Raw genomic sequence first — 12569 nt, forward strand, 5'->3', positions numbered from 1 at the left:
CGATACGCACGCCGCCGAACGGGCGCAGCTCTTCCACCCTGTCCCAATTGATTTCCTTCGCCATGTCGGTGTTTTTCAGGTCGCCGAGCAGGCTTTCAATAAAGTAGAGGCCCGGTTCGATCGTGAACACGTGATTTTCTTCCACCGTACGCGTGGTGCGGAGGAAGGGGTAGTCTGCCGGCGGTGGTGTAGTGCCGCCTTCAGGTCCGGCCTGGTGGCCGCCGACATCGTGTACCTGCAGGCCGAGGAAGTGGCCGAGGCCGTGGGGCATGAAGGTGCCGGTAAGGCCGGATTCCGCTGCACCCTGTGCCGAGGTCTTGATCACGCCGAACTGCTCTAGCAGCTCGCCGATCTTAAGGTGGCACTCGCGGTGCAGGTCCGGGTAGGGCAGGCCCGGCTTCAGGCCCGCCACCAGTTCCTGTTCCTTCTCGTGCATCGCCGCCACCAAATCGGCGAAGTCGCCGTCGCGGTAGGCGTAGCTGCGGGTGATGTCGGCGCAGTAGCCATGGCAGTCGGCACCGGCGTCGATCAGGAAGCTGCGGCGCTCACTTTCCGGCAGTCGCGCTGTGGATAAGTGAGTGTAGTGCAGGATGGCCCCGTGCTCGTTCAGGCCGATGATATTGCCGTAGGGCATCTGGTTCTCGCCCTGGCCGGCGGCCTGCAGGTAGGCCAGGTTGATCTCGAACTCACTGGCGCCGCTGCGGAAGGCCGCTTCGGCAGCGCGGTGGGCATTGACCGCGATCCGGTTTGCATCGCGCAGGCAGGCCATTTCGTATGGGGTCTTGTTGGCGCGCGCCCAGTGCAGTCGCGCCAGTAGCGCTTCCGGGTTGGCCTGACCAATCGCCCAGCCATCAAGGCCGTCGGTCTCGCCGATAAAGGCGGCGTTGTCGGCACTCAGGTACTGTTTCGCCTCGTCCGGCTTGCTCAGCAGTTCGATTTCGTACCCGTCGCTCCAGAAGGTCTGGGGAGCCGGCGGCACATAGTGCCAGAAGTCCACCGGGCGGTAGAACAGCAGTTTTGGTTTCTGTCCGCGCCGGTAGATCACCCAGCTGTGGGGGTTATCGGTGACCGGTACCAGAGCCTTGAACTGCGGGTTGACCTTGAACGGGTAGTAGTTGTCGTCGAGAAACTGGACTTTGGGTCGGCCGCTGAAGACATTCAGGGTCTCGAAACCGCACTGGTCGAGAATCTCGTCATAGCGTTTGCACAGGGTGGTGAGGTGTTCGGAAAACAGGTTCTTGTCCATGGTTGCCCTTGGTAGATAGCGGGTTGAATCACTGTGGGTGTGAATAGAACAATCCCCATAGTGTATAGTCTTGGCCTAGTTGAGACTTAGTGAATTGGCCTGAAATTTTTCTATGGAAAAGAAGATACTGCTGACCGACTGCCCCGATGCCAAGGGATTGATCGCCAAGATCACCAATATATGCTTCAAGCATCAGCTCAACATTACCAAGAACGACGAGTTTGTCGATCGCGAGCAGGGCCGCTTCTTCATGCGCACCGCGCTGGAGGGCAATTTCAATGATGCGACCCTGCTCGGAGATCTGGATATGGCCCTGCCGCAGGGCGCCGAGCGGCGCCTGGTGGCGAGCGGGCGCAAGCGGCTGGTGTTGATGGTTACCCGTGAGCCGCACTGTCTAGGCGATATCCTGATGAAGTGCTACGCCGGGGCGCTGGATGTGGAGATCGCGGCGGTGATCGGCAATCATCCTGACCTTGGGGCCCTGGTTGAGAAATTTGGGATACCTTTCCACCACTTGTCTGCCGAGGGGGTTCAGCGACAGCAACACGAAGAGCAGGTGATACAGCTGGTGGACAGCTACTCGCCGGACTACCTGATACTGGCCAAGTACATGCGTGTGCTGACACCGGGATTTGTTGCCCAATACCGCGGTCGAATCATCAATATTCATCACTCTTTCCTGCCGGCCTTTATCGGTGCGAAACCCTATCAGCAGGCATTTGAGCGCGGTGTAAAGATCATCGGTGCTACCGCCCATTTTGTGACTGACGATCTGGATGAGGGCCCGATCATTGAGCAGGACGTCATCCATGTCGATCATGCCTACTCCGCCGATGGTATGGCGGCCGCCGGGCGCGATGTGGAAAAGTCCGTGTTGAGCCGTGCACTGCAGTTGGTGCTGCAGGAGCGGGTTTTCATTCACGGCAACAAGACAGTGGTGTTCAAGTAACGCCGATCACAACAGGTTGTTGGGGGCGGGTTCACTCGGCGAATGTCTTTTGTTGCACAAGTGCGCCGGAGAGTGAATCGTAATACAAGTAATTGACGGGAGTTTTACCATGAGACGTTTGGAAGCGCTGTCCATAGTTGCTGTGGCAATGGCATTGTCGGCCTGTGCCAGCGAGGCACCGCTGCCGATTCCCGGCCTGAAAGAATCCTTTCACACTGAGATTGCTGCCAATGGTGCCAAGCGGTTTACCTATTCGCTGGAGATGCAGCGCGCGGATATCCCGCGTCCGGTGACGGCTGGCGATGCGAATCGTTCGCGCATGGGGCGGGAAGCCATGCGCCGCTCGCAAGGTATGCGTGGTCCCGGTGGCGCTAATGCATTGCAATTTGATCGGGCGCTGAAACAAAAGTTGACTGAAACTGGTTTCTGTCGCGACGGTTATTTCGAGCTGGACCGCACCATCTTTGCCGGTGGCGGCGAGGTGCGCGGCGAGTGCCGCGAGGGCGCTAACTAATCAAGTTTAAGAGATGCGCAACCGCCAAGTATCTTGTGGCCGCCCAGTTTTGGGTGGCGATGAGGCAGTGGTTGCTGTGATTTCCACTTGAAGTGGCCCATTCCGCTTTTCTAATTTTTCTGTACTGAGCCTGGCAACCTTTTCCTTCCCGCTGGGCTTCCTCCCTCCATTATTTGCGGTCCTTTTATTCCCATCCCTTTAGAACGTGGTCCTCCGCACGTGCTGCAATTGAACGGTCATCCGATTTTGTGATCCACTGCGCAACTTGTGCCGTACACCGACAAGTAACGCGATGGGAGGGCGACAGAGCGTCCGGCCCTGTACACACCATTGCGCGATTTAATGCTTGAACGGAGACAGTAAATGCTTGATCAGTATGATCTATTGCTCGTGGTGCTCTCGTACGTAGTCTCAGTGCTCGGCTCTTTCGCGTCTTTACAATTGGTCACCGCAATTCCTGAGGCGGTAACCGGTGCCGACAGGCGCCGCGCAATCCTGTTTGCGGGGCTGGCCATGGGCGGCGCTGCCATCTGGTCAATGCACTTTATCGGGATGCTGGCCCTGCAGACGGATATGCCGATGGCGTACGATATTCTCGGAACCCTCGGCTCTGTAGTTATCGCCGTGGTCGCCTGCACCCTGGGACTTGCCATTGTTGGTATAGGGACATTCAATTTTGACAAGCTGTTGCCTGCTTCGGTATTCATGGGGGCCGGCGTGGCCGGTATGCATTACGGCGGTATGGCTGCCATGCTGATGCCTGCGGAGATCGACTACGACCTCAACATCCTGATTATCTCAATACTGATTGCGGTCTTCGCCGCCTGTGCCGCGCTGTGGATGGCCTTTACGATGCGTGGACTGTGGCAGAAGTTCGGCAGCGCCCTGATTATGGGGCTGGCGGTGTGCGGTATGCATTACACCGGCATGGCCGCGGCGCGCTACAGAATGACCGGCGTCACCCCGGAGTCCGGCTTCGCTGGCTCTCTCAGTGGCGAATACCTCGGCATCGCCGCCTCGTTGATCAGCGTTGCGGTGCTTTTCCTGAGTATCGGGGTCGCTCGCTGGTATCGCCTGCGCCCGCTGGTACCTGCCTGAACACTGCTGCAATGATATAAACCCTGAAATCGCAGCAACAAAAAAGGCGAGCTAACCAGCTCGCCTTTTTTTGGGGGCACTAGCGGCCCAGGCTGCCGGGACTCAGTCCATATAGCTCTCAACCGGCGGGCAGGAGCAGGTCAGGTTGCGGTCGCCGTAGAAGTTGCCGAGCTGATTGGATACCGACTACACCTTATATTCTTTTAGGCGAGGAGCCCGGCGCTTCGTCAATTCGCGACTGTACGAGTGCATATGCTGGGATGGCGCGAGTGTGCAGGTCTGTTCCGTGCGTGGCGCCATTCGGGCACCCGGGGAAATATTTTGTATCATTTAAGATCCCATAGGTTGCAGGCTCCGGTGACCTTGGCGCGGGTGGCAGTCATACCCGGGAAATCTGGTTCTAAATCGATGTTACTAGCGCAAAGGGTTTGCCATTGGGTTCGAAACTCCACACAAACCGTCACAACAAACAAGCTGACTTTCGTAAATTTTTGTCATTTCCTGCCCGCCAATTGATCGAATTAGCCAAATTTAATAATCTCCCCATTGTTCTCTGCCGGCCGGCGCATTGCTTCGTATTGCAATGGGCGCTTAAAAAGTGCTCAGATCTGCGGCGCGAAGGCATGGCTGGCGCCGCATTAAAAGATAATAAATACAATGAGAGCCCAGCCAGATATATCCCCCGAGGTCGTCCTCACAGGCGCTAAGCGCGGCACCGGCCCTGTCGGCTGGATTGGCTTTGCGCTAAGCCCCGGTAAGTCACAAGCCACGCCATCCACTAGATGTAGACGGCTGTTTTTGTGACCAAGATCGGAATCTCATTCATTACACAACCCAATATATGGCCTTCCTCAAAGGCTGGTAGCCTTGCATTCGCTCACCGTGCGCCCTTCAGCAAGCGGTCACTGGAGCTGGCTTCTGATTACCCCTCGGGCCCGGACAATAGTTTTTCCTGATGGAGGATGCATGAAGTACGAATCGACATTGGCTCAAATTTCAACACAACAAATAATTTCAATGTTCGACCTGCTTTCAGATGTCATTTTCTGGATAAAGGATGAGGCAGGTCGGGTAATTCATTGCAATAAAGAATTCGTAGAACACGTTGGACGTAAATCCATAAACCAGGTTTTAGGTCATTCGGACCTGGATTTTTCGCCTTCCTATTTGGCCAAAAATTTTATGCTCGATGACCAGAAAGTGATGGCTGGCGAAATAATTACTGACCGGCTGGAGCTTAATATAGGAAAGTCCGGCGAGTTAGCATGGTTCACAACATCCAAGCGACCCTTGAAAAATCCCAGCGGAGAAATCATTGGAACCTACGGTATTGCAAGGAATCTTAAAGAAACCGTTAAAACACTGTCCGGCATGGAAAAAATAAAAAGGCCCGTGGAATATATCAAAAATAACTACAGTCAAGATATTGCTATCGAACAGTTGGCCGAAGTAGCGAATTTGTCTGTGAGTGCTCTTGAAAGGCGATTCAGAAAATACCTGAAAAAGACGCCGATGCAATTCCTTCGTGAGATCAGGCTTGAGAATTCACGGCGCATGCTCGTTGAAACGCAAATGCCCATTTCTGAAATTGCCTATTTGAATGGATTTGCATCGCATAGTTACTTTAGCCGCCACTTTAAAAAAATGTTTGGGCAGCTTCCCGCCAGTTATCGCTCGGAGATTCAGGCCAATTTGTAAATTATGGGTTTAATTCAGTGCGTGGTTCGATACGTACTTTGTCAGCACAGCATTCTGTTCGTTAGCGATTTGTCAGGGCCGACAATCTGTCCAATGTATTGAGTTTGTTCACCTTTTTCCGGTGCATGGGGTCTAGATGGTTGTGCCAACCGCGTTCGATTGTGCTTTCTTGTTGATTGTTTTTCATGCAGCTTGTTGATTGTTTTTCATGCAGCTTGTTGATTCCTATGACTGAAATGTTGGCGATGGTCTCAATTATTTATTTTCCCGATATTAACCACACGCCGATTTTGTTGCATTGAAGTCCGAGTTTTAATTACCTTTCCAACGTTGTTATTTCCTAGTATCGAAGTGTTCGATAAGTCAAAGATGTCTCAGAGGCGTAATCGAAACCTGGTCGCAACCCAGGTCGATTCTGGTATTTGAGCGTCGAAATATAGAGCAGAGGTATCTTTCGGGCAGCGATAATGAGAACAGAAAATAGGGAATAATAATCATGAAAAATAAAACTGATAACCAATGCGTGGCGGATTCGAGAGACAAGCTTTTCAAGCGTACAGTTCTGTGCGCTGCAATATCATTCGCGGCAAATGGTGTCGCCATTGCGGATGAGGTTCCAGCTAAAAGTTCCGAGCTGGAAGTTGTTGAGGTTATTGGTATTCTGGAAAGCAATACCAAAAACCTTGAAATTAAGCGGGATGCCAATTCGGTTGTCGATGCGATTACCGCAGAAGATGTGGGTAAGTTCCCCGATAAAAACGTGGCCGATTCGCTTCAGCGAGTTCCAGGTATAACCATTACCAGGGACGGTGACGAGGGTAGTCGAGTCAGTATTCGGGGAACCAGCTCCGACTGGACATTAACCCAGTTGAATGGCAATTACATTGCCACTTCAGACAGCGGTGAACCTACTCGCAGTTTCAACTATGCCCTGCTGCCCTCCAACATGATCAGCCGTGTGGAAGTCTATAAGAGTCCGGAAGCGCGTATTGACGAGGGCGGTATTGGCGGTACCGTGATTCTTCACAGCCGTAAACCTCTGGAGCTTGATGCAGGTGAGGGTGTAATCACGGCCGAATCAACCTATTCCGATACCACGGAGAAGTTCGAGCCGAATTTTAGCTCCTTTTATTCGTGGAAAAATGAAGCTGGGAACTTCGGTGTATTGGCCAGCTACACCAAGCAGGATCGGACTGTAGGAGCTATTGAAAATTATGCAAGCCACTGGCGCTTCCATTCAGACACGGTAGAGGGCGCCGAAAGGCCAGCCATCGTCGACCAGGCAACAGGTGAGGTCTACAACAATGTGTGGGCCCCCCGCGCTATGGGGATTTCCAATAAGCAGCAGGACCGAACTCGGGATGGGTATCAGCTGACCACGCAGTGGCGACCCACTGAGCAATTGGAGTTTTCTCTCAACTATTTTGGCTCCACGCTGGGCTACGACCGGCGCGAACAGCGTCTCACGCTTGCTGAGTGGAACGATAATCACAATCCCTATTTCGGTGTTGAGCTGCAAGGGGATACCGTTGTCGGCTACGGTTTTGGGGATAATGGCTTGCTTAACGATGCTAACTGGGGTGACGCGGATGTGAACGGGGGGGTAGAGGTTCGTCGCGGCCTGATGTCTCCACAGTTGACTGGCGAGGACATCACCGGCGAATCAGAATCGAACACTTATGATTTTGAAGCCTCGTATGACGGCGGCTTTTATACCGCAGATGTGAACATTGGCAGAACCGAAGCGAAGGGTGGTGTATCCGAGCGCATCATGGCCAACATGGATGCTCGCAACGGGTCGATTAACAGCTGGTTGTGGTCGATCAAAGACGGCAAGCCCAGTTACGAGATTTCGGAAGACCTCACCACAGATCGCAACGCCTATCCGTACTACGACTGGTTCAGCTCTGATGCCACGCGGAATAAAGATACGGAAGACTATTACCAGTTAGACCTGGCGTTTGACACGAAATGGGATTTTATTACCAAAGTCTATGTCGGCACAAAGTACCGCGATCATGAAATCAAGTCACTGAGAGATACCTTCCGCTGGGATGACGGCATTCCTGATAACGGCGGCTATCGTGGCTGGCTGTCGGGAACTGAATGGTTCCATAATCCTGACTTCCATCCGGATACCTCGACGCTGTTAGGTTATGACGTTGTGGATAATAGTGCTGGTGATACCGGTGCTATCAACTATCTGCCGTTTGATATGGATGCCTTAAAGCAATATGTGAGTGATAACTTCTCTCGCACCGTGGTTCCAGTGCTTTCAGGTACCTATACTATTAATGAAAAAATATTCTCAACTTACGCCCAGGCAGATTTCCGGTGGCAAGATATACGCGGTAACTTCGGTATTCGCTATGTCAACACGGATCTGGCCACCTCCACCTATGACGACATTGTTGGCCAGGAATCAGATGTGACCACTGCCAACAACCGCAGCGCCGACAGCGACAATTTTCTGCCAAGCCTGAACGTGGCATGGGATGTAACCGATGACATTGTGCTGCGTTTTGCTGCGGCCAAGACGATGACTCGAGTTAGTTATGCAGATCTGGGGCGGGCCGAATCTTATGGTCCGCCGGTAAATATTAACTCAAAAGATTCATGGACCGGTCGCGGCTCTGGTACATCTGCCAATACGGGCCTCGAAGCCATGATGGCGAATCAGTATGACTTGAGTGTTGAGTGGTACTACGCCGATGGCTCCGCGCTGGGCGCAACACTGTTTAACAAGGATATCAGTAATCTCCCAATCGATATCGTTGAAATTGTTGAGCGCGAACATAGCTGTTGTAACGGCCCGATCGAAGTCGAGATGAACACCAAAATTGGGGGCGGCGAGGCTACTTCACGAGGCGTTGAGCTGTTTGCGCAGCATGCCTTTGATAATGGTTTTGGCGTGATGGCCAATTATACCTACACCGATACCAGCACTTCCAATGTCCTTAATGATGGTGTGGCTACCGAGGCGGAAATTCCGGGTACGGCCAAGCACCAATACAATCTTTCCGGCTATTACGAGAATGACACATACAGTATTCGAGCGTCCTATAACTGGAAGGATGATCGCGCTAGCTGGATTCATCAGGGTTACAACATGTACGACAAGGCGTACGGTCAGCTTGACGTTAATGCCAGCTATAACTTCAATGACAGCCTGAGTCTTACGGCGTCGATTATTAACCTGACCGAAGAATCACAAGAGGGATTCTGGAAGCAGGAAAACAGGATGACTTATTACAATTACTACGGGCGTCGCTTCTATCTCGGTGCGAACTACAAATTTTAATGAGTCTTGACTGAGGTGCGGATGGCAGGCATAGGGTACTACCTATGCCTGTCTCTTTCACCGAATCGATGTGGTAATTTTTGATTAATGTTTGGTAGAGAGCAATGCAGGAAATATCCGACGACTACGGGGCTCAATCGCTTGCTTGTGTAGATTGATTCCTAAAACGTTGCAAAAAGGATCTGTCGATCTTTGGGTAGATATCGGGGAACCCCCTTGCTTGAGCATATAAATTAAACAGTTAAATCGGGTTTCTGCAGTATGAGAAAACTACGAATGGGTATGGTAGGCGGTGGAAGCGGCGCCTTTATTGGTGCTGTTCATCGCATTGCCGCGGCGATAAATCAGGATGTCGATCTGGTTTGTGGCGTATTTTCAGCCGACAAAGAGCGAAGCCTGGAGTCTGGGCGCTCGCTCTATCTTGATGAAGATCGCTGTTATGAAAGCTATGAGGAAATGTTCGATCGTGAGGCACGACTCCCTGCAGAGCAACGAATGGAATTCGTCGCTATCGTCACGCCAAATCATCTCCATTTCTCAGTGGCCATCGCCGCACTGAGAAATGGATTTCATGTCATCTCCGATAAGCCCGCAACAATGAATCTGCAGCAGGCAATCGAACTCAAGGGCGCTATCGAAGATAGTGGTTGCCTTTACGCATTGACACATGCTTACACCGGTTATCCACTAGTCAAACAAGCCAGGTACATGATTGAAAAAGGTGAGCTTGGCAATGTCATTAAAGTGGTTGTGGAATACAGTCAGGGCTGGCTGGCTTCCAAAGAAGACGAACGGAGCAAGCAGGCCAGCTGGCGCCTGGATCCCGAGAAATCGGGAGGCAGTTGCTGTATCGGGGATATCGGCGTTCATGCCGCCAATCTGGTGGAATATGTCTCCGGACTGGAAATTACCGAATTGTGCGCAGACATCTCGTCCATGGTGGCCGGCCGGAGACTCGATGATGACGGCACTGTCATTGTTCGATTTAACAATGGTGCCAAAGGTGTCTTGATCGTGAGCCAGGTCGCCATAGGTGAGGAGAACAATCTCCGGTTGCGCATATATGGCGATAAGAAGAGCATCGAGTGGTCGCAACAGGAACCGAACACCTTGTGGCTGCGCTCCAATACAGAGTCCACCCGGCAGATCAGAACCGGCGTGGGCGAGCTGTGTCCGGCCGCGCAGATGGCTACGCGGACACCCGCGGGCCACCCGGAAGGTTATTTGGAGGCTTTCGCCAATATCTACAAGAGTTTCGTTTTGCAAATAAGGGCCCACCAGCGCGGAGAAAAGTCCGACAGTAAATTATTTGATGTTCCTGGGATTGACGAGGCAATAAGGGGGATGGCATTTATTGAAAATACTGTTGAAGCCAGCCAGTCGAATATGAAATGGAAAGCCTTTTCTGTTAATTAATAGTTATTTGGGGACATAATAAGTGGCTAAAATCAAAGGTCCTGGAATTTTTCTGGCGCAGTTCGTCAACGATGTGGCGCCTTTCAACAATTTACACAGTATTTGCCAGTGGGCAGCCAGTCTGGGGTATAAGGCTATTCAATTGCCCACAACGGATCCTCGGCTTTTCGACCTGAGCAAGGCCTATCAGAGTCCTGCTTACTGTGATGAGATTAAAGGCACTGTTGCCGATGCGGGTCTTTCCATCAGTGAGTTCTCCACGCATTTACAGGGTCAGCTGGTCGCGGTCCACCCCGCTTATGACCGGCAATTTGATGCCTTTGCTCCTGCAAGCGTAAGAAATAATCCAAAAGCCCGTGCAGCGTGGGCAGCCGAGCAAGTCACGATGGCGGCAGCAGTAAGTGCACGCCTGGGCCTGAACGCTCATGCAACATTTTCTGGTGCGTTTCTGTGGCCTTCTTTCTATCCATGGCCGCAGCGTCCAGCAGGCCTGGTGGATGAGGGCTTCAAGGAGTTGGCGGCCAGGTGGTTGCCGATTTTAGATAAATTCCAAGATGCTGGCGTCGATCTGTGTTTTGAACTCCATCCGGGGGAAGACTTACACGATGGTGTTACCTTTGAGCGGTTCCTCGATGCGACCAATCACCATACAAGTGCCAATATTCTGTACGACCCCAGCCATTTTGTCTTGCAGCAGATGGACTACCTGGCGTTCATCGATATTTACCATGAGCGCATCAAGGCGTTCCACGTGAAGGATGCTGAGTTTCGTCCGAACGGCAGGAGTGGTGTCTATGGTGGCTACCAGTCCTGGATAGAGCGTCCCGGTCGTTTCCGCTCTCTGGGAGATGGACAGGTGGATTTCTCGCAGATATTCAGCAAATTGACCCAGTATGGGTTCGGCGGGTGGGCGGTCCTGGAGTGGGAATGTTGTTTGAAGCATCCAGAGGATGGTGCGAGGGAAGGTGCCGAGTTTATCTCGCGGCACCTGATTAGAACCAGCGATCGCGCGTTCGATGACTTTGCCTCAAGTGGAAGCGATCCTGCATTCAACCGACATATTCTTGGGCTGGATTCATTGAATAAAGGTGAAACATGTCTGTAAAAAATCATAATAAATTATTTGTCGCGAGCTGCCTGGCGCTGACCGTAACCGCGATGACGTTTGCTATCAGGGCGGGAATACTGGGCCAGCTCAGCCGTGAATTTGGCCTTTCTGATGTCCAGCTCGGGTGGATCAATGCGATGGCGTTCCTGGGCTTCCCCATCGCAACTATGGTAGGCGGTCTACTTTACAATCTTATCGGTGCCAAAAAACTAGTACTCATCGCCTTTGCCGGGCACGTCCTGGGCCTGGTTTTGACAATTACGGCTGACGGCTTCTGGGCACTGCTGATTTCCAGCTTCTGCATTGGCTTCGCCAATGGGTCGGTTGAGGCTGGTTGCAACCCCCTTGTGGCCAGCCTCTTTAGCAGCAATAAGACTGCCATGCTTAATAGATTCCATGTGTGGTTCCCGGGAGGAATTGTTGTTGGCGCGCTGGTTTCGAAATTCATGACGGATCTGGGGTTGGGCTGGCAAGCGCAGATTGCCGTGATGCTGCTGCCAACGGCTATTTACGGTTACTTAATACTTAGCCAGGAATTTCCCCGCAGTGATGCAGACGATACCTCGACCGCTAATAATATTGCGGCCATGTTTTCACCGTTGTTCCTGTTTGTTGCTTTCTGTATGACCCTTACGGCAACCAGTGAACTGGGGACGCAGCAGTGGATTGAGCGGATACTGGGCGCGGCGGGCGCATCGCCGATGCTCATCATGGCGATGGTCACTGGTGTTATGGCGGTTGGGCGCTATTTTGCAGGTCCCATCGTCAAGAAATTAAATCCCGAAGGCGTACTACTTTATTCATCGATCGTTACTTCCATTGGTATCTATAGCATGAGTGTGTCGACGGGCAATATGCTCTACTTGTCTGCGCTTATCTTTGCTCTGGGCGTAACTTATTTTTGGCCAACAATGCTCGGATTTGTGGCCGAAAATATTCCGCAGGCCGGGGCCATTGGTATGTCGATTATGGGGGGTATAGGTATGTTCGCCGTGAGCATGTGGAATCCAATTATTGGTGGATGGATCGATCAGGCTCGGGAAGAAGCGCTGGCGGCAGGGGGAAATCCGCAGGTAGCAGAGCTAATGGCCGGTCAGTCGACGCTGGAGAATCTCAACATATTTCCCCTAGTGTGCATTGTCGCCTTCCTCGGTCTGAATTGGTACATGAGGAAGCGTCATATAAAGCTGAGCATAGAAAGCGCTGCTTGATCTAAGGCGTTTGGTGTTAATTGACCGG

9 protein-coding genes are annotated in these 12569 nt (G+C 52.3%); 8 read left to right on the forward strand and 1 reads right to left on the reverse strand.

What is annotated here, in order from left to right:
* On the reverse strand, positions 1 to 1246 hold a 1246-nt coding region (gene pepQ, locus IG168_RS14540; protein ID WP_193165144.1), incomplete at its 3' end, for a Xaa-Pro dipeptidase.
* 112 nt (positions 1247 to 1358) lie between these two features.
* On the opposite strand from pepQ, the gene purU reads away from it, so the two are divergent.
* The 8 genes from purU to IG168_RS14580 all read left to right on the forward strand — a co-directional run bounded on the left by purU (position 1359) and on the right by IG168_RS14580 (position 12541).
* Positions 1359 to 2195, forward strand: a complete 837-nt coding sequence (purU, locus tag IG168_RS14545; RefSeq protein WP_193165145.1) for a formyltetrahydrofolate deformylase — start codon at positions 1359 to 1361, stop codon at positions 2193 to 2195.
* Between the two features lie 109 nt (positions 2196 to 2304).
* Entirely contained in the window at positions 2305 to 2709 is a 405-nt protein-coding gene (locus IG168_RS14550; RefSeq protein WP_193165146.1) for a hypothetical protein, read from the forward strand.
* A gap of 363 nt (positions 2710 to 3072) precedes the next feature.
* Complete coding sequence (locus IG168_RS14555; RefSeq protein ID WP_193165147.1) at positions 3073 to 3807, forward strand: MHYT domain-containing protein; 735 nt, start codon at positions 3073 to 3075, stop codon at positions 3805 to 3807.
* A gap of 966 nt (positions 3808 to 4773) precedes the next feature.
* Positions 4774 to 5505, forward strand: coding sequence for an AraC family transcriptional regulator (locus tag IG168_RS14560; protein ID WP_193165148.1), 732 nt, complete (start codon positions 4774 to 4776; stop codon positions 5503 to 5505).
* A 496-nt stretch (positions 5506 to 6001) separates the two neighbouring features.
* Positions 6002 to 8806 carry a TonB-dependent receptor gene (locus IG168_RS14565; RefSeq protein ID WP_193165149.1) on the forward strand — a complete coding sequence of 935 codons (2805 nt, stop codon included), beginning with the start codon at positions 6002 to 6004 and terminating at the stop codon, positions 8804 to 8806.
* Between the two features lie 276 nt (positions 8807 to 9082).
* Entirely contained in the window at positions 9083 to 10222 is a 1140-nt protein-coding gene (locus IG168_RS14570) for a Gfo/Idh/MocA family protein (RefSeq protein WP_193165150.1), read from the forward strand.
* Between the two features lie 22 nt (positions 10223 to 10244).
* On the forward strand, positions 10245 to 11327 hold the full coding sequence (locus IG168_RS14575; RefSeq protein WP_193165151.1) for a sugar phosphate isomerase/epimerase family protein: 1083 nt from the start codon (positions 10245 to 10247) through the stop codon (positions 11325 to 11327).
* Positions 11318 to 12541, forward strand: coding sequence for an MFS transporter (locus IG168_RS14580; RefSeq protein WP_193165152.1), 1224 nt, complete (start codon positions 11318 to 11320; stop codon positions 12539 to 12541). The genes IG168_RS14575 and IG168_RS14580 overlap by 10 nt, the downstream gene beginning before the upstream one ends.
* The last annotated feature ends 28 nt before the right edge of the window (positions 12542 to 12569 follow it).

Source organism: Microbulbifer hainanensis (assembly GCF_014904735.1).
Lineage (GTDB): Bacteria > Pseudomonadota > Gammaproteobacteria > Pseudomonadales > Cellvibrionaceae > Microbulbifer > Microbulbifer hainanensis.

Excerpts from the sequence above, each read along its gene's own strand:
- purU (WP_193165145.1), top strand. The coding sequence starts at position 1,359 with ATGGAAAAGAAGATACTGCTGACCGACTGCCCCGATGCCAAGGGATTG.
- IG168_RS14550 (WP_193165146.1), top strand. The coding sequence starts at position 2,305 with ATGAGACGTTTGGAAGCGCTGTCCATAGTTGCTGTGGCAATGGCATTG.
- IG168_RS14555 (WP_193165147.1), top strand. The coding sequence starts at position 3,073 with ATGCTTGATCAGTATGATCTATTGCTCGTGGTGCTCTCGTACGTAGTC.
- IG168_RS14560 (WP_193165148.1), top strand. The coding sequence starts at position 4,774 with ATGAAGTACGAATCGACATTGGCTCAAATTTCAACACAACAAATAATT.
- IG168_RS14565 (WP_193165149.1), top strand. The coding sequence starts at position 6,002 with ATGAAAAATAAAACTGATAACCAATGCGTGGCGGATTCGAGAGACAAG.
- IG168_RS14570 (WP_193165150.1), top strand. The coding sequence starts at position 9,083 with ATGGGTATGGTAGGCGGTGGAAGCGGCGCCTTTATTGGTGCTGTTCAT.
- IG168_RS14580 (WP_193165152.1), top strand. The coding sequence starts at position 11,318 with ATGTCTGTAAAAAATCATAATAAATTATTTGTCGCGAGCTGCCTGGCG.